The organism is Streptomyces cadmiisoli, from assembly GCF_003261055.1.
GTDB classification, from domain to species: domain Bacteria; phylum Actinomycetota; class Actinomycetes; order Streptomycetales; family Streptomycetaceae; genus Streptomyces; species Streptomyces cadmiisoli.
On sequence record NZ_CP030073.1, the window covers coordinates 9,082,419 to 9,099,223 of the forward strand.

Annotated in this window: 16 protein-coding genes and 1 pseudogene; 3 read left to right on the forward strand and 14 right to left on the reverse strand. The window is 68.5% G+C overall.

From position 1 onward, the window contains the following. Window positions 1–8 precede the first annotated feature (8 nt). The 3 genes from DN051_RS39895 to DN051_RS39905 all read right to left on the reverse strand — a co-directional run bounded on the left by DN051_RS39895 (window position 9) and on the right by DN051_RS39905 (window position 5,183). Window positions 9–635: a hypothetical protein gene (locus tag DN051_RS39895; protein ID WP_112437612.1), complete on the reverse strand. Its 627-nt coding sequence runs from the start codon at window positions 633–635 to the stop codon at window positions 9–11. Next, complete coding sequence (locus DN051_RS39900; RefSeq protein ID WP_162624752.1) at window positions 632–4,207, reverse strand: S8 family peptidase; 3,576 nt, start codon at window positions 4,205–4,207, stop codon at window positions 632–634. Before DN051_RS39900 ends, DN051_RS39895 begins: the two co-directional genes overlap by 4 nt. Before the next feature lie 781 nt (window positions 4,208–4,988). After that, window positions 4,989–5,183, reverse strand: a complete 195-nt coding sequence (locus tag DN051_RS39905) for a hypothetical protein (RefSeq protein ID WP_112437610.1) — start codon at window positions 5,181–5,183, stop codon at window positions 4,989–4,991. A gap of 518 nt (window positions 5,184–5,701) precedes the next feature. Here DN051_RS39905 and DN051_RS39910 point away from each other — a divergent pair. Continuing rightward, complete coding sequence (locus DN051_RS39910; protein WP_112437609.1) at window positions 5,702–6,535, forward strand: PIG-L family deacetylase; 834 nt, start codon at window positions 5,702–5,704, stop codon at window positions 6,533–6,535. A gap of 252 nt (window positions 6,536–6,787) precedes the next feature. Beyond that, a complete protein-coding gene (locus DN051_RS45455) occupies window positions 6,788–6,964 on the forward strand; it encodes a hypothetical protein (RefSeq protein WP_162624704.1) in 177 nt (58 codons plus the stop codon). A gap of 15 nt (window positions 6,965–6,979) precedes the next feature. Here DN051_RS45455 and DN051_RS39920 read toward each other — a convergent pair whose 3' ends face one another. From DN051_RS39920 to DN051_RS46895, 10 genes and pseudogenes are all read right to left on the reverse strand, one after another. Beyond that, window positions 6,980–7,444, reverse strand: a complete 465-nt coding sequence (locus DN051_RS39920; protein ID WP_246040787.1) for a hypothetical protein — start codon at window positions 7,442–7,444, stop codon at window positions 6,980–6,982. Window positions 7,445–7,487: 43 nt separating this feature from the next. Continuing rightward, window positions 7,488–8,630: an ABC transporter permease gene (locus tag DN051_RS39925; RefSeq protein WP_342781514.1), complete on the reverse strand. Its 1,143-nt coding sequence runs from the start codon at window positions 8,628–8,630 to the stop codon at window positions 7,488–7,490. 59 nt (window positions 8,631–8,689) lie between these two features. Further along, on the reverse strand, window positions 8,690–9,379 hold the full coding sequence (locus tag DN051_RS39930) for an ABC transporter ATP-binding protein (RefSeq protein WP_053762685.1): 690 nt from the start codon (window positions 9,377–9,379) through the stop codon (window positions 8,690–8,692). Beyond that, window positions 9,376–10,491, reverse strand: coding sequence for an efflux RND transporter periplasmic adaptor subunit (locus DN051_RS39935; protein ID WP_112437607.1), 1,116 nt, complete (start codon window positions 10,489–10,491; stop codon window positions 9,376–9,378). Before DN051_RS39935 ends, DN051_RS39930 begins: the two co-directional genes overlap by 4 nt. Then, window positions 10,488–10,961, reverse strand: a complete 474-nt coding sequence (locus DN051_RS45460) for a hypothetical protein (RefSeq protein WP_159054240.1) — start codon at window positions 10,959–10,961, stop codon at window positions 10,488–10,490. Before DN051_RS45460 ends, DN051_RS39935 begins: the two co-directional genes overlap by 4 nt. A gap of 274 nt (window positions 10,962–11,235) precedes the next feature. Further along, the gene (locus DN051_RS39945) at window positions 11,236–12,498 is read right to left on the reverse strand and encodes a sensor histidine kinase (RefSeq protein ID WP_053762688.1); all 1,263 of its coding nucleotides are present in this window, start codon (window positions 12,496–12,498) and stop codon (window positions 11,236–11,238) included. 1 nt (window position 12,499) lies between these two features. Then, window positions 12,500–13,228, reverse strand: coding sequence for a two-component system response regulator CseB (gene cseB / locus DN051_RS39950; RefSeq protein ID WP_053762689.1), 729 nt, complete (start codon window positions 13,226–13,228; stop codon window positions 12,500–12,502). A 600-nt stretch (window positions 13,229–13,828) separates the two neighbouring features. After that, a complete protein-coding gene (locus tag DN051_RS47385; protein WP_267890914.1) occupies window positions 13,829–13,957 on the reverse strand; it encodes a hypothetical protein in 129 nt (42 codons plus the stop codon). Between the two features lie 397 nt (window positions 13,958–14,354). Next, entirely contained in the window at window positions 14,355–14,813 is a 459-nt protein-coding gene (locus DN051_RS39960; protein WP_053762690.1) for a cupin domain-containing protein, read from the reverse strand. An 862-nt stretch (window positions 14,814–15,675) separates the two neighbouring features. Further along, window positions 15,676–15,858: pseudogene (locus tag DN051_RS46895) on the reverse strand (ISAzo13 family transposase); the annotation flags it as partial. Here DN051_RS46895 and DN051_RS47980 point away from each other — a divergent pair. Continuing rightward, complete coding sequence (locus DN051_RS47980; RefSeq protein WP_162624751.1) at window positions 15,784–16,050, forward strand: hypothetical protein; 267 nt, start codon at window positions 15,784–15,786, stop codon at window positions 16,048–16,050. The pseudogene DN051_RS46895 and the gene DN051_RS47980 sit on opposite strands and share 75 nt — an antisense overlap. Window positions 16,051–16,588: 538 nt before the next feature. Here the strand turns inward: DN051_RS47980 and DN051_RS45470 are convergent. Continuing rightward, window positions 16,589–16,759, reverse strand: coding sequence for a hypothetical protein (locus DN051_RS45470; protein WP_162624750.1), 171 nt, complete (start codon window positions 16,757–16,759; stop codon window positions 16,589–16,591). Window positions 16,760–16,805 lie beyond the last annotated feature (46 nt).

Consider the following 16,805-nt stretch of genomic DNA (forward strand, 5'->3'; position numbering starts at 1 on the left):
GCCGTGGTTCAGCGCAGTTTGTACGCCGTGGGCAGGGTCTGCTTCACGGTGTTGCCTTCGCTGTCGCTCGCGGTGATACGAAGTGCGACGCCGTCGGCGGCCCGGTCGCGCCTGGGGTGTTCGATCTTCGTGCTGAAAGTGTTCCTGCCCTGGGCCCTGGTGGCGGCGGAGTGCCATGTCTTGCCGCCGTCGAAGCTGGCCTCGGCCTTCAGCGTGGTCACCTTGGGCAGGGCGGTGAGGCTTTGCTGGTAGTAGCCGGTGATCGTGATTTCGTGCGTGTCCCCGGCCTTCGCGGTCTTGTCCAAAGCCAGGTCGAGGTCGTACCGCAGGAAGATCAGCGGCTCGGGGCGGCAGGGCTCGTGGTTGGTGCCGATCACCTCGCCGGTGCAGGGCTGCTGCTCGGGGGCGACATCCTTGGTCACCTGGGCGGAGGTGTACTGCCAGACGGTCTTGACCCCGTTGGTCTGCGTCTCGAGCGTGTACCGGGCCGGTTCGGGCGGCAGCTGGTACGCGGCGCATCCGGAGAGAGCGAACACCGCCGCGGTCGCGAACGCCGCAAGGGCCCCCTTCCGGTGCCGCGGCGTCGGCACGGGTGTGTTCATCGCGTTGATCTCCTTGGGTGTGCGGTGCGTCATCGCCGGCTCCAGGGCTCGTGTTCCGGCGTGACGCCAAGGTCGCCGCGGTGCCTGAACTCGACGTTGTAGCTGAGTTCGTCGCCCTGCTCGTCGAACAACTTGAAACCGCAGGCGGGCGGCGGGCAGGACGGGGTCACGAAGGGATCGGTGAGGTTGACCGGGGCGATGGCGCCGAACATGGTCTGGGGTGCGCCCGCGCCGCTGGTCAGGGCGAAGGCCGGGTAGAAGGTGTTGCCCTGGCGGCAGCCCACGCACGGCGTTCCGGTCGGCAGCTCGAAGCCGGACCTGGTCCGCACGGGTGCCACGGCCCCCGGCACGGTCGGGCCCTCGTTCCAGCGCAGCTCGTTCCTGCTGCCGAGGACGGTGTCCTGTCGCTCGCGGCCGGCCCATACCAGGAGAGAGTCCTGGACCTGGTCGGCCCAGACGGAGTCGAACCGGTGGACGGCGTCGTCCTGCCGCTTGAAGTAGGTGGTGAGGGTCTGCTGCATGGCCGTGCGCGGCAGCGGCAGCGGCACCACGCTCGCACCGGACTTGGCATGCTGCTCCCAGGTGAGGTGCGTGACCTGCTGGGGTCGGTCGGCGAGGAAGGAGTGGTCGACCCGGTCGACGTCTTCTTCCCTGAGCCGGTACGTCAGGTTCGACGGGATCTGGCCGTCGGTGGAGTATCGGGCGCCGTAGACGGTCGGCTCAGCGCTGCCGCCGAGGATGATCTGAACCTTCGACGGGGCTGCCTCGAGGCGCTTGATCAGGCGTTCGGCCTCACTGTACGGCAGGTGCACGATCGGCAGTGCCGCGTAGGGCTTGACCTCCGGACAGCTCTTGAGCCCGTCGGTGCACGCGAAGTACCCCGCGCTCCCATAGGCCAGGTCGCGGAGGCCCGGTGCGGCCACCAGGACCCCCACGGCGCCGGCGGCGTGGGCGGCTGCAACCCGCTCGTCCCTGAGCTTCTCGAACGTGCATTGGCCTGCGCCGCAGATGTCGGTCGGTGTCATCAGTACCAGCCTGCCGCGGGCGTTGACCTTGGCGATCTCGGTGGCGGTGCCGGTGCCGGCGTGCACCACCGGCAGATGGCCCTTGACCGGCAGTCGCGGTATCAGGACTCTGGCCTCGCCCGTCACCTCCTTCCCGTTCTCCTGCCAGGTACGCGTTCCGCCGCCGACGGAGACGTCCGAGGTCTGGTAGCGCGGGGACAGGCCGAACGGGGATCCGCCCCCGACGGCCCGCATGGTGACGACGGGAGCCGTGCGCACGCTGTGCAGTTCGTGAGTGAGGGTGCCGGTGCGGACCTTGGCGGTCGGCAGTGCCCACAGCTTCCCGGAGGCGTTGCTTCGTCCGACATAGGTCTCGATGGCCCATTTGCCAGTCGCGGAGGTTCGTTTGACGAGATGCCGGCTCTCGTAGTTCTCGGTCGACTCCGGAGTCTGGACGGTGAGCGGCTTGAGCTTGCGCAGGTCGAACGTGATCGTGGTCGCCTTGGTGAGACTCACCTCCGCCGCGATGGGCAGTGCGGCGTGCCGGTTGCCGTCCTCGTCATGCCAATCGACTTTGGCGCTGACCGAATAGGTGCCGGGAACCAAGCGGGTGCTCACTGGGGCAGTCAGCTCGTCGACGCGTTCCGGGCCTTCCTGCGTAGTGTTCTCGTCGAGCGGCAGGAAGGTCGTGGGACCGAAGTTGAGGTGCAGGGCGCCCGGCGGCCGGATGACGTTCACGGTCAGCGGGAACTTCTCGCGCTCCAGGTAGGCGCCCAGGCGTGTGCTGCCCCGCAGCGCCCCCGAGGAGTCGTGGGCGTCCAGCCGGCCCCGGTAGGCGCCGAAGGGCCCCTCGGTGCCCAGTACCCGGCCGTCGATGGTCACCGGAACGTCGGCAGCCCCGTTGGCGGGAACGACCACTTCGCCCGCGTGGCTGACCAGGCCGTCCGGAGCGGGCGTGGTGCCGACGGACATCGACGCCGTGAGCTTCAACGTGACCGGGGCGTCGGTGTGGTTCCGGTAGCTGACCTTCTGCGTCAGCGGCGAGTGCGGGAAGACATGGCGGCCGTACTCGAGGTTCCGCTTCGCGGTGATCATCGGGTCGAGTGCGGCGGCGCTGTTCACCCGGCCGGCGCCCTGGGCGAAGACGTCGTGCCCCACGTCGGTGGCGGTGCTCATCAGCACGGCCTTTATCTCGTCGCCGGTCAGGTTCGGGCGCTGTTGGGCGATGAGGGCGGCGGCGCCGGCCACGTGCGGTGCGGCCATCGAGGTCCCGCTGGCACGGGTGTAGTGCTCGTCCACCACCGTGCCCATGGCCGTGCCGGCGGCTCGGGCGGCGACGATGCCGACACCAGGAGCCGCGATGTCCGGCTTGAAGGCCCCGTCCCCGAACCGCGGCCCGCGGCTGGAGAAGGAGGCCATCTCGTCCTCCCTGTCGACCGCCGCCACGGTCAGCGCCTCGTCGGCGGCACCCGGGGATCCGACCGTCTCGCTGAACGGACCCCTGTTGCCTGCCGCGACCACGAACAGGGTCCCGGTGGAGCGGCTGATCTGGTTGAGCGCCTGGCTCGACACATCGGTCCCGTCGGTGGGACCACCACCGAGGCTCATGTTGACGACCTTGGCCCCCGAGCGGCCGGCCCACTCCATGCCCGCGATGATGTCCGATGTGTATCCGGAACCTTCGTCGTCGAGCACCTTGCCGACCCGCAGCTTGGCGCCGGGCGCGACACCCTTGCGCAGCCCCTTGGACGCTGCTCCGCTGCCCAGGACCGTGGCCGCCACGTGAGTGCCGTGTCCATGCCCGTCACGGGCACCGGGGGCGGCGCCGGTGAAGTCGACCTGTTCGATGAGGTTCCCGGACACGTCCGGGTGGTCCGGGTCGATGCCGGTGTCCAGCACCGCCACGGACACACCCGTACCGTCGTACCCGCGATCCCAGGCGGACTTCGCCCCGATCTGCGGGACGGACGTTTCGAGGTCGACCTTGACCACGGAGTCGAGCCATACCTTCTTGACCCCGGCCAGGGAACCGGCGGACCGGGCGGCGGCACCGGCGCCCTTGTCGGCAGATGTGCCTCGCGCTCCCTGCCACCACCTGCCGTTGCCGGCTATCTCCCACGCGCGGCCGTTGATGCTCGACAGGTGCCTCTCGGCGCTCGCCCCGGCAGCCTTCGGCGCCCTGCGCGCCGTGTCCTTCCCGGAGTACGTGACGAGCACCGGCACCTCGCCGACCCGCCCCGCCGCGACCAGCGACACCAACTGGGCCAGGTCGAACAGCCCCCAGTCGAGCAACCCCTCGTGGACCAGCCCGAGAGCGTCGTCCGGAACGACGTGCACCTTGCCGTTGCGGGTGAGGGTCTGGAACTCGACCGGGGATCCATCGGGTCGCACCGCACTCGTGAAGTCGCGGGCGACCACCTTTCCGTCGGCGTCAATGCCGACCTGCACCTTGTCACCGGTGATCAGCGTCACCGTGACGCTCCCGCCGGCCGCGGCGACGATCCGCTTCAGGTCGCCGTCGGCGGTCACCACCACGTTCTTCGTGCGCGCGGTGTCGGTGATCGGCGCCTTGCCGTCAGGCTCCGCGGCGTGTGTCGCCATGGGCGACACCACGGTCCCGAAGACGGTCAGACCGATGGTCAATGCGCCCAGGCGTCTCCCGAGACGCCGCAAAGTCGGTCTATGCCTCATCCATCATCTCCTGTTGGGAAATCTTCCGTCGGAAATGTCCGGGAACGGCTGGAGGCGTGGGCGCCAAGAGAAGCCGCCCGCAGCGGTCCGTGCATCTGCCCGGCCGGGGGAGCGGACCCACTGGTACGGGGCCCTCCCTCACTGGATCTACGGGCACGGCAGGGTCACATGACTGCTCGGCCATAGGGGTATCCGCGGACATCACGGTGACGAGTGTCCAAGCAAGGCCGGGCCCTGATCGATTGACCAGATGAGGGAATTAAATCCCTTCTTTCCCAGAGCGGTTCGCGGCAAATATTTTCGTCATCGACCGGCGGGGAACTGCTGCGTCAGGTGGGCGCGGCCCGCGATCCGGCGCCAGGACCGCCAGGACCGTCACGGGCTGGCAACACCGTGGCGCCCGGTTCCGCATCGCGGACGCGGGCGGGTCCGACGGCTACCGCACTCACGCCTCGACACCGGATCCCGCGGCGTCGGCGGCCGGACGGGCTGCCGACTGGCACGGCCGCGCCGATCAGTAGGAGTGCCGTCGCATCCGCCACACGGACACGGCGACGAGCGCGGCAGCGAGCGTCAGACACAGACCCGTCACCGTCCACTGCAACGGCCACAGGTGCGAGACCGGGTGGAACTCGGCCCAGTGGCCGGTGATCCCGCGCGACTCCAGGCACTTTCCGTAGTCGGTCCGGGCCTAGCAGTCGGTGACGTCGAGCACGCGTCGGCCGTGCGTGGACAGCCGACCGTCCGCGAGCAGCCACGCGCTGTCCGGCGCGTTCGGATGCGTGGTGTTCCGGGCGTTCGTGGTGGTGACAGGCCACAGAGACGGACGGACCCATTCGAGCAGCGCGAACAGTCCGGCTCCGGCGACGAGGGTGGCCCCGCTCATACTTTGGCAGGGAAGTCTTGCGCCTGAGCCCCATGCCGTGGGCACCCGGGACCCGGGGGCGCACCTGAGATCCGTGAGGTTCGAGGCGCGCTGCACCTTGGTGGTGGCGCAGTCGTAGTCAGCGGTGCGGGGCCGCCTGTGCGGGGCTCGCCTTCGCCGTCGAGCCGACAGCACCCAGAGATGGTTGACTCGTCAAGGTTCCGGTACGGTGGGATTCACGACGAAGGCGGCCTCCGTGCACTGATGTGGGCGTGCCGCGGTCGGCTCTGATGCTCGGCTCGAACGGATAACGGCGGTCTGCGATGGCGCTCGACCCGAAGCGTCTCCGCACGGTTCTCGGACGGCGCCGCTCGGCCTCGCTGGTGCCGGATGCCTGATCGCGATGGCGGTGTCCGCCTGCCCCTCGCCACGGGTCGGCGGTCCTCGCCCCACGCCCCGCCGACACCGGCCGCCCCAAGATCGGGGTACGCGCACCGCGCACCCGGACCAAGACGTATTTCTGCAGGAGGACTGTTTCAATGACTGGCCGGCCCTTGACGCTCATGGCGGTACACGCGCACCCCGATGACGAGGCCACCGGAACCGGAGGGGTTCTCGCGCGGTACGCGGCGGAGGGTATCCGTACGGTTCTCGTGACGTGTACCGACGGCCGGTGCGGTGACGGACCAGGGGGTGTGAAACCGGGCGATCCCGGACACGATCCGGCGGCGGTCGCCTTGATGCGCCGGCACGAACTCAAGGCGAGCTGCGACGTCCTGAAGGTCAGCGATCTGGAGATGCTGGACTATGCCGACTCCGGAATGACGGGCTGGCCGAGCAACGACGCCCCCGGATCCTTCTGGCAGACCCCCGTGCGGGAAGGCGCGGCCCGACTCGCGGAACTCATGCGGCACTACCGACCTGATGTCGTCGTCACCTACGACGAGAACGGCTTCTACGGGCACCCCGACCACATCCAGGCCCACCGCATCACGATGGCGGCGCTGGAGATGACCGCGCTGGCGCCGAAGGTGTACTGGACCACGATGCCTCGCTCGATCGTGCGGCGGTTCGGCGAGATCATGGGCGATTCTCCTGAGGACATGCCGGAGCTGGATCCTGCCGAGGCCGCCGCCATGGCCGAGATCGGCCTCCCCGACTCCGAGATCACCACATGGGTGGACACCACCGCGTTCAGTGGTCAGAAGTTCGACGCGTTGGCCGCGCACGCCAGTCAGGGCGAGAACATCCACTTCCTCAGGATGGGCAAGGAGAACTTCGAAGAGTTGATGGGCACGGAGACCTTCGTCCGTGTCCAGGACGCCACCGGCGCCGCCCTGCCCGAGAACGATCTCTTCGCCGGACTGCGCTGATCCGCCCGCCCGCCCGGCCGGGAAAGCGCATCGACCGCACGCCCGGCGGGTCGAGTCATGACGGAGGCGGCAGCCACCCGGCCGCCCCCTCCGCTCACTTCTCGGTCGACCGCGACATGTCAGCTCTGACCGTGCCGGTCGGCTTGCTCACCGCCGAGCCGTCCTTGTGGCCGGTGCGGAGCGCGATCACCTTCACGGTGATCTTCGTGCAGGACGTCGGTGGCGGCGGCGGTGACCTGGTGACAGGTCAGCGTGCCGGGTTCGCCGCACACACCGGCCAGGGACGGGCCGCCGACCTTCGACGCGGCGGACTTCACGCAGCCCGCCGGCAAGAAGGTCTGCGACCGCCTCGCCACGACCAACGGCTGGACGCTGTGCGCGCTGACCCGGGGCAGGCCCACACCGTGCTGCTCACCGGCCGGGACCTGACCGCGACGTACACGCTCACCCGACGCGACGGACCGCGAGCGCCTCCTCGAGCACGGAGAACTTCGCCGCCACGCCGCCGGAGGTGTTGACCAGCTGGAGGACCTCCGCCTTCGTGTGCGCGTCAGCCGGAATGTTCAGGCACCGCGAGAAGACTCCGTCCCCGGTGCGCGGCGTGGCCTTTCCGTCGTCGGCGGTGAAGCTCCCGGCCGGCAGGACCGGGTAGTCGTTCGCGGCGTCGGTGCGGTGGAAGGCGATGGTGTAGGGGCCCGTTGCGTCGTCGCCGACGTCATGGGTGTGCACCAGCGCCCGGTTGGGAGCCGGGCCGGTCAGCGCGCACTCGCCGTCCGCCAGCTCCGTCGACGTGCACTGTGCGGCGCCGTCCCGGTCGTAGACCGCTGGTTCCTCAGTCGCTGGGGATGCGCAGCCGATGTCGCGACGGAACTGGTCGGCCCGTGAGACACCGGCGACTGCGCGATACACCGGTCGCTCCCTCAGGTGTGAGCGCGGTACTGCGCTGGGTTCATCAACCGTTCAGGGCGGCTGTCGGCGGCGTCTTCGAGGCCCGGACAGCCGGGTAGAGGCCGGCGACTGCTCCGATCAGCATGGTCACGCCGATACCACCGACGAACACGGTGGGAGGTACCGAGACGGGCCAGCCGTTCGTCACGGCGAACGTGGCGATGACTGCGAACCCCAGGGCCGTCCCGACAAGTCCGCCCAGCGTGGACAGCAGGAGGGCCTCAACGAGGAACTGTGTGCGGATGTGCCCTCGGGTGGCGCCGAGGGCACGCGACAGACCGATCTCCTTTCGCCGTTCCAGTACGGAGATGACCATGGTGTTGGCGACACCGATGCCTCCGACGAGCAGCGCGACAAAGCCGAGCCCTACCAGAAGCCCGGTGAACGCGACGTCTGCAGCGTTCTTTGCCGCCAGCGCATCCGAGGGCCGCGAAACACTCACATTCTCGGGATGTTCCGGGTTCACTGTGCGGGGCAGGAGGTCGCGTACTGCTTCCACCTCCTCGTCGGCCGAACGTTCGAAGATGGTGGTCGGTTTGCCGTCCCAGCCGAACCGCTCGAGCGCGATCGCCTCACCGATGAACGCGGAGGTGTCCAGTTCCGGGGCGAGAGGCAGGGCATCGAGTATCCCGACGACCGTGAACTCGGTGCTGCCGAGCCAGACGCGGCTTCCTGGAGTCACGATACCGAGCCGGTCTGCGGCGATGCTGCCGAGTGCGACGGTGGGGTAGTTCGCGGTCGCTCTGTTGAGCCATGTTCCCTGGCGCAGTGTGCCGTCGAGGAGGCCGAGGAGGTGGAGGTCGGCGACCTGCACATCGATGCCACCTGACTTGTCCGGGTCGATGAGCCGGCTCCGGTACACCTTGACGTCGGGCAGCGTGGCGACCGCTCCGGCGCTCGTCACCCCCGGGATCAGGCGCACCTTGCCGGTGGATCCGGCCGGCAACGTCGTGTCCTGGCCCGTGAGTGACATGCCTGGCTGGACGCTCAGCAGGTTGGTGCCCAGCGACGCCAGCTCGTTGTCGAGCTTTGCCCTGCTCGAGGTGGTGATGCCCACAACGGCGATCATGGCCGCGATACCGATCGCGATGCCGAGCGCGGACAGGAGAACCCGGGTGGGCCGGGATCTCAGTCCCGATATGCCCAAGTGACAGATGTCGGAGGGGAGCAGGCGAGACCGGCCTGTCTCGGTCTGGTTGTCACGACTCATGCCGACGCCGCCTGCTCGTCGTCGACGAGGTGACCGTCGCGAAGGGTGATCCGCCTGGGTATCCGGTCCGCGAGCTGCACGTCATGGGTGATCACGACGACAGTGGTGCCCGTGGCGTTGAGCTCGTGCAGCAGCTTCATCACGCTCGCGCCGGAGCGCTGGTCGAGATTGCCGGTGGGCTCGTCCGCCAGCAGCAGCGTCGGATCGGACACCGTCGCCCGAGCGATGGCGACGCGCTGCCGTTCCCCTCCAGACATCTGGTGAGGCTTGTGGTCGAGGCGGTGTCCCAGTCCGACGCGGGTAAGGCTTGCCACCGCCCTGCGCCGCCTTTGGGCGCGGCGTGTTCCGGTGTAGATGAGGCCGTCCGCGACGTTGTCGAGCGCGCTGACCCCGTCCTTGAGATGGAACTGCTGGAAGACGAACCCGATCCGGTACGCGCGCAGCGCCGAGAGTTCCTCGTCGCTCATCGCGTCGACGTCGTGGCCGTCGATGGCCATACGTCCGCTCGTGGGCCGGTCGAGAGTGCCGATGATGTTGAGCAGAGTCGACTTGCCCGAGCCGCTCGGGCCGACGATGGCGACGAATTCACCGCGAGCGACCGACAGCGACACGTGGTCGACCGCTCGCACCGGTGGATGGCCGTGGTCGCGGACCACCTGATCGAGTTCGATGACGGAATCGCTCATACTGTCGGGACCACGACTTTCTGACCTGCGTGAAGTCCGTCGCCGGTCACTTCGACGGAACCGCCGGCGAACAGTCCGGTCTTCACCATGACCGTCCGCGTCGTACCGGCGTCGCCGGCCACTTCGACGCCGTACCCACCGTCCGGGAGGGCGATGAGTGCGGCGACCGGTACGGCCAACACGTCCTCGCGACTCGCCGTGGGGAAGTCGACCAGCATCGACACCTCCTGGAGCGTGCCGGCGTCGGCGGGCCGGTCGAGGGTGATGCTCACCGGGACGGTGACCGCCTTCTCCTCACTGTCCTTCCGTTGCCGGGGCACGCCGACTCCGGAGATGGTGCCGGTCGTTGTTTTGCCGCCGGGCAGGTTCACGGTCACCTTGCCACCCACTTCGGCGACCGTCTGGTCCGCTGCCTTGAGGTCGACGGTGACGATCTTTTCGAGCCCCGACAGTTTCAGGACGGGCGTACCGGCCGCGACTTCGTCGCCGAGGTGTGCGACGGTCTCCGCGACGCGCACGTCGCCGGGGGCGAAGACGATCCGCCCACGCTGGATCGAGCCGGTCTCCTTGACGTTGATGGCGTCCTGCCAGTGCAGGATCGCGACCGTCGTGTGCCAGTCGAAGTGTGCGTCGGGAGTCCCGGTGAAGTGGCCCAGAGTCTGGAGACCCCGCTCCAGTTGGCGTACGTCCGGCCCGTCGCTCATCCCGCTCTCGAACGCCCGCCACACCGGGAGCCGACCGTGCAGCAGCACCAATGGCTCGTTGTCGATCGAGTGCAGCACGCCGCCCAGTCTCACCTTGCTTCCCGCGTCCGGCAGGCGCGTGATGGTGCCGGAGCGGCCGGCGGTGAGCGGGCTCGCCTCGCTGTAGCTGAGCGACCCGGGCGACGTGATGGTCTCCTGCAGTGTCTTTCGTTCCACGAGCGCGGTGTTCGCCACTTGTTTCTGCCCGGTCTGCTCGGCAGAGCCGTCCTCGGACAGGATCGTCATCGAGGTCGCGGCCGCACCGAGGGCGATGCCGGTCACGGCTGCGATCGCCAGTACCCGCTTGCGGCCAAGTCTTCGCGGCTCGGACTCGTGCCCCGGCTCACCTGAGGAGTGCTCGACCGTCACTTTTTGTAGCACTCCTCGAACGCGTCCTGGGAAACGCCCTCAGGAAACTCGATCTGGGGAGCCTGATTGGCTCCGGGGTCGGTGACCTCGGCGCCGTTGTCGCGGAAGCACTGGAGCGTCTTGAGATGCTCCTCTTTCAGTTCCTCGGCGGACTTCTTGGAGCGCTCACCAGTGACCTGTGGTGCCTTTCCGATCTTCTTCCTGCAGGCGTCAGACGCCACCCGGTACGCGTCCTGCCGGTCACCGAAGTCGACCTTTCCGGCTTCCTTCGGAAGGTCGAACCCCTTGTCACTCAAACAGGACCGGAACTTGTTCTCCCACTCGTCGTACCGCTGGTCGAACGTGCCGGATTTTGAACCAGATGCCGACGAGCCCGCCTCATCAGCATTCTCGCAACCGGCCAGCAAGCCAGCGAGTGCGAACGTCGCCAGTGCGAGACCGGTTCGAGGGAGATGGAGCGCGCTGATCATGGCAGTTTCACTTTCGGTGGCTGGGGCCGCCAGGCGATCGGGCGGGATGACGGGCGGAGCAACGGACAACGCTCCGCCCCCGAGGCCGGTACGCCTCCGGGGTGCATGTCAGCCACCGTGCCTGGTGCGGGCGTCCGTACCGCCGCGGTCGTGCATCCATGACCGCTCTGCTGTGTATCGGTTGTGTGTCAGCCCTCGGTCGCAGCAGCCCGGGTCCCTGTTCGTGGCCGAGGTGAGCGATGCGCGGGTGCGCTCGGGGAGCCTCGGGCAGACGTCAGCCCTGTGGGCCGATCTCGCTGCGCAGCCGGAGTGTGGCGATCGCCCCGCCTTCCGGGGCGTTGGTGAACGCAAGAGCGGCGCCGATCACGCGTGCCTGGCCGGTGGCGATGGTCAGGCCCAGACCGTGCCCCTGGCCGCGTTCGGCCGCACCGGTGCGGAACCGCTGCGGTCCCTCTGCCAGCAACTCGTCCGGGAAGCCGGGGCCGTGGTCGCGTACGACGATCGATGCACCGTTCACCGTGACATCGACCGGAGCGCGTCCGTGGCGATGGGCGTTGGAGACGAGGTTGGAGATGATCCGGTCGAGGCGGCGCGGATCGGTGTCGGCGACCGGATCGCCGATCACCGTCAGGCGGGCCTGGACCCCCGTACGGGCCACGGATTCCTCGACGAGCCGGCCCAACGGCACCGAGGCGCGGTCGGCCCGCTCCGCGCCCGAGTCGAGCCGGGAGATCTCCAGCAGGTCCTCCACCAGTTCGCGCAGCACTTGGACCCGGTCCCTGACCAGTGCGGTGGCCTCGCCGTCCGGGAGCAGGTCGGTGGAGACGACAAGGCCCATCAGCGGGGTGCGCAACTCATGGGCAACATCCGCAGTGAAGCGCTGCTCACTCAGCAGCCGGTCCCGCAGAGCGTCGGCCATCGAGTCGAGGGTGACGGAGATCTCGGTGATCTCGTCGCCGCCGCGGCCATCCACCATCGTGCGGGCTTCCAGGTCGCCGTCAGCAATACGTCGCGCGGTCCGAGCCACCTTCCGCAGTCGTCGGTGGGGCAGCTCTGCGGCCAGCACCGCCAGGGGCACGACTACCGCGAGCACGGCCAGCGAGGCCGCGACGATGTTGCGGTCCAGGGCCTGCAAGCTCCGCATCTCGGACCCCATGTCGACCCGCACGGCGAGGATGCGGCCGTCGACCGGCTGCACCGCCCACATCCAGGGAATCTCGGACCGGCGGTCGTCGTACCAGGTTCTGTGCTGCCCGGTGCTGACCGCCTGCTGGAGCAGCGCGGGCGGAATCTGTGCGGGGTCCGCATCGGTCGGCGTTGCGCCCGTGCGGCTGTAATCGTCCAGCGCGGACACCAGGGCGGAGAAGGCCCGGTCCCTCCCCAGGCCCATGAGCCGCTCCGAAGTGCTCCGGTGGACCAGTACACCGACGGTCGTGGCAACGGCACAGGACGCCAAGGCCACCAGCGCGGCGATCTTCCAGCGCAGCGACCTCCAGTTCGACAACCCGCGATTCCGCCGGGCCACGGCCCGCCCCATCTCAGTGCCGGAACTTGTAGCCGAAGCCGCGGACCGTCTCGATCCGGTCGTGGCCGATCTTCTTACGCAACCGCTGCACACACAGGTCGACCACACGGCTGTCACCCTCCCAGCCGTAGTCCCAGACACCGCGCAGCAACGTCTGCCGGCTCAACACGATCCCCGGATTCGCCGCGAACTCCAGCAGCAGACGCAACTCGGTGGGAGCCAGCGCCACCAGCTCACCGGCGCGACGCACCTCCAGCCCTCGGGTGTCGACGGACACATCACCGAACACCAAACGGGTGCTGGTACCGCGAGCGGGCTCCGGAGCGTGATTCGTGCCGGGGGAGAAGGAAGCCCGACGCAGCAGCGAACGGATCCTGGCGACCAGCACGGAGGTATCGACAGGTTTGACGACGTAGTCATCAGCCCCTGCCTCCAGGCCCGCGACCACGTCCAGGGCGTCACCACGCGCGGACATCATCAGGATCGGGGCCAGGCTCCACTCACGGACCCTCCGGCACAGCCCGATCCCGTCCAGCCCCGGCAGCATCACGTCGAGCAGCAGCAGATCGTGTCCCCGCTCCCGGAACAGTTCGAGACCGGTCAGACCGTCATTCGCCGTGCTCACACGGTAGCCGTAGCGATCCAGTGCCATCGCCACCGCCTTGCGGATCACTGCATCGTCCTCGACGAGAAGAACCGTGACAGGAGTGGCCGGCCTGCTACCGACACCAGAAACCAACATCACTCCCCAACCGTGACGCACGCGCTAGTGACACATGACAATACAAGGAGACCCCTCGGCGCTTCCTGCGCGTTCCGACACTGTCATGGCCGCCGACGCCGGTGTGACCTGCGCTGGGCCTTCGGGTCGACGACGTGGTGGCCGTCAACGACACCGACCGCACCGTGGTCCGGCTGATTCGATGCGATGTCATCGCTCACGTCTCTCCGTCGGTGCATGCCGACGGCGCTCCGCTCCAGTGAGAGCTGGGCCACCACCCCTGCGGGGCCGATACTCCGGAGGGCGCGCTTGAGCCGCCGCCTACGACCAGGACGGTTTCGGCATCACGCTGTGGGCCTCTTGCGAGTCGGCTGCCGCGCCGGACGATGCGGCAGCCCGGTACGCGCAAGCACCACTCCGGCGCCATGGCCATGTGTCGCCGACGGACGGCCGGCCCCGGATGTCGGTCCGTGAAACCCGCCCGGCGGCTCGACCCGGTACTCGCCCTTCTTCTCCGCCCAAAGTCCACGACCGACAAGGTGAACGACGTCATCTACGCCGGACATCCCGATGTCCGTGTCGGGCTGATAGGGCTGCATCACTCCGAGGTAACCGATCCGGTCACAGCACCAGCACGTGTGACCGGGACGTCGGGCCGGCGGCGGCCGAGTCGGGCGGTGTCCGCTGCTCGACCTGGTCGACGGCCGGCGCCCACCGGTAACCGATGGCGGTCGGTCCGGTCGGCCACATACCGGCACACCACCGTGTCGACGGGCAGCCACTCTGCGGAGTCCAGGTCGTCCTTCTGCCGGTTCGACCGCGCGGTCACCGCCGCCAGCGCCCTGCTGATCACCTGGAGCGTGCGCGTCCCGCTCCCGCCGATCCGGCGGCCGGTTGAAGGCCCTCGGGTCCACGCTTCGGCCTGCAGCTCGGCCGCGGCCCGGCGAGCGGGCCGCGGCCGAGAAGCCCGTCGGCCGCGGCGTCCCGGGCGAGGTGAAGGGTGACGTCCCGGGGCCCGGTCACGCCGTTGCCCGCGTCAGTACTCCTGAAGTGCGTCCCAGGGCTCCCGTGCGACATCCGGGCCCGGCCGCGCAGTGGCACGACAACCCACGACTTCCGCGCGCTGTTCTCGGCGGTAGGCGGCGATTCACTGATGGGGCGTCACCAGAGGCTTTCCATGCTCGATCTGGTAGGTGGACAGCATCTTCGTCTGGACCTTCCCGATGTTGCGGGCATTGTGAATGACACCGTGCGGGATGAAGAAGGGGTCACCGGTACGCAACCGTTGCCAGGGGCGGTCGTCGAACTCCATCAAGATGTCGCCTTGGATGATGTAGCCGACCTCCACCCCAGGGTGGCTGTGGCGCCCGGACTCAACACCCCTGGGGATCTGAACGAGCGTCTGCACAAGCTCCCAGCCCGGGGCCGGCGAGAGGTGTCGCTGCAGTTCGGTGCGCGTGATGCCGTCCGCCGAGACAGGGGTGACGGCGGGTGCCTCGCTGGAGTTTCGATGTGCTTCGGCGGAGGAGGATCCGAGGGCGATCAGACCGAGCGATCCGACTGTGGCTGCACTGCTGCTACGCATCAACGAACGGCGAGTGATCACGATTCATCCTTGATTGAGGGCGGGGCACGCCATGTTCAGTGGCGACGCCGACTCGGTGGAACGCTCCGGAGGTGGTGGTAACACTCACACGGGGTCCGTCACCTGTCAAGCCGGTGACGCTAGTTGGAGGCTTTCCTGTGTGCGCACAGCTGACGCAGGGCCGTCCACTCATATCGCCGACGCTGCGGCAGGGGCACCGAACCCGCGGCTCGCACGTCAGCGCCCGTTGCGCCAGCCGTCGTTCTCGCGCCGGTCTCGGCTGTGCCGACCCCGCGGTAGTTCACCACTTGAGGGCCTCCCACCCGGCGCCGTACAGTCTCTGCCCGGCTACGGGGGCAGGCGGCGGTCAAGGCTTCGTCCGTCGGCTCGGCGTTGTCCGCCGTGTCTCAGCGGCCGGCAGTTCGAAACGCCCCATGCCCTGGACTGCGGTCTTCTCCCGGCCACGTTGCTGCTCACGCCCGGCACCGTCAGGGCGGAGGGCTCGACCGTGACCACACCACCGGTCCGCGGCTCCTCCACCAGTGCGGAACCCAACGGCGACCCGGTGATGTCCGGACCAGTATTACGCGCCACATGCTGCAGGCCGATGGCATCGCGTGGCCCCGCCTGACAGGCGGTGTCAAGACCAGCCTCCCGGCGTGTGCCGGAGCCGGACCCCAACGAATCGCGGGCGGCCATCGGCACGGGTCGAGCCACAATCGCATTCCACGCGTCGGAAGGAGTAGTGACCTCGACCGCGAACTCCGCCGTGAGTTAGGCGGAATCCAGCTCCGACGCCGCGGCTTGCGCGGACCAACCCGTCGGTGGCAAGAATGTCGGCGAAGTAGCGCAGGGTGCCGGCGGCGTCCGGCCGCAGCCGCTGCTGGCGGATGCGTCCCAACGAGGTGTCTACGGGGGAAAGTTCCCGCATCCCGGCAGACACCGTGGCTTCACGGACACCAGCCGTACGGGCGACCGCTCTGATCCCGCCGTGATCGAGGGACTGGGCCTCTGCCTCGATCAACAGACTGCGCTGCCGCTCATCGAGATGTGGCAGAATCGCCACGAACTTCGCGCCCGGGACTGCCCCGTCGCATCTCCTGCCTGCTCATGCGAGACCGACGAACCACCGGTGAGAAGGCACGAGTTCAAGATCTGCACGCCCCAAGCGTGCTATCGCCAAGCCGGCCGCGACGTCGGCAATCCGGGATGGTCCGGCTTGCCCCGGGGGCATCGAGTCGATCTGGCGGAATTCTGATCCGGCGTCGAGGTGGACGCGGTGCCCATGGGTTTCGTCGAGCCAGCCTTCCCGCTCGGCTTTCATACGGTCGCGGAAGTGGCCGCGGATCCCCACGAGTCGGCTGCGACGGGCCGGTGGGGAGCGCGACCCGGACCGGGGAGAACATTGATGCGTACGCCATGTGGTGCGGCCTTGGCCGCGGCGATCTCCACGCCCATGGGGAAGGACAGCCGTGCGTCGACAGAGGTGATGTCCACGATGGCGACAAGCCGGTGCCTTGCTGTCTCTGCTGGAGCACCGGCTTGCTGTCCGAGCCGGTCACCCGCCCACTCGAATTTCTTCGTCCCTGGGCCGACGCCCGTCCGAATTTATTCGGCGGATCCCCGGAGTCGCCGAGGATGTCCGATTCGGTGATGCGGCGCGCGGGTGGGCTCCGCTGATGCGTGACGTCGTCCAGGCCGACTGACCGTCTGGGCGTGACGCTGGCTGGTACTTACGTGTGACCCGTTCCCCTGGGGGATGCGGCAGTCAGCGAGCGGACGCACCGGGGGTGCGATCAGCCCCGGTCGTCGGTTCGATCAGCACTCCGGAATTCATTCGTCGCTCGTGTTTTTTCGTCCTCCGCGGCAAGTGATGCAATTTTTTCGTCAGCTGCCGGATCGGTAAGCGTCCACGCGGCGGCGCTGGCAATCTCGCACGTCAGACCGGCTATTGACACCTTCTTCACGCTGGTGTTTCCCTGTGCGCGCCTCGACCTGTGTTCGATAACGAGC

Bases quoted from the DNA above. Each gene is read 5' to 3' on its own strand.
- DN051_RS39895 (WP_112437612.1), bottom strand. From the start codon at position 635: ATGACGCACCGCACACCCAAGGAGATCAACGCGATGAACACACCCGTG.
- DN051_RS39900 (WP_162624752.1), bottom strand. From the start codon at position 4,207: ATGGCGACACACGCCGCGGAGCCTGACGGCAAGGCGCCGATCACCGAC.
- DN051_RS39905 (WP_112437610.1), bottom strand. From the start codon at position 5,183: ATGAGCGGGGCCACCCTCGTCGCCGGAGCCGGACTGTTCGCGCTGCTC.
- DN051_RS39910 (WP_112437609.1), top strand. From the start codon at position 5,702: ATGACTGGCCGGCCCTTGACGCTCATGGCGGTACACGCGCACCCCGAT.
- DN051_RS39930 (WP_053762685.1), bottom strand. From the start codon at position 9,379: ATGAGCGATTCCGTCATCGAACTCGATCAGGTGGTCCGCGACCACGGC.
- DN051_RS45460 (WP_159054240.1), bottom strand. From the start codon at position 10,961: ATGATCAGCGCGCTCCATCTCCCTCGAACCGGTCTCGCACTGGCGACG.
- DN051_RS39945 (WP_053762688.1), bottom strand. From the start codon at position 12,498: ATGGGGCGGGCCGTGGCCCGGCGGAATCGCGGGTTGTCGAACTGGAGG.
- cseB (WP_053762689.1), bottom strand. From the start codon at position 13,228: ATGTTGGTTTCTGGTGTCGGTAGCAGGCCGGCCACTCCTGTCACGGTT.
- DN051_RS47385 (WP_267890914.1), bottom strand. From the start codon at position 13,957: ATGTGGCCGACCGGACCGACCGCCATCGGTTACCGGTGGGCGCCGGCC.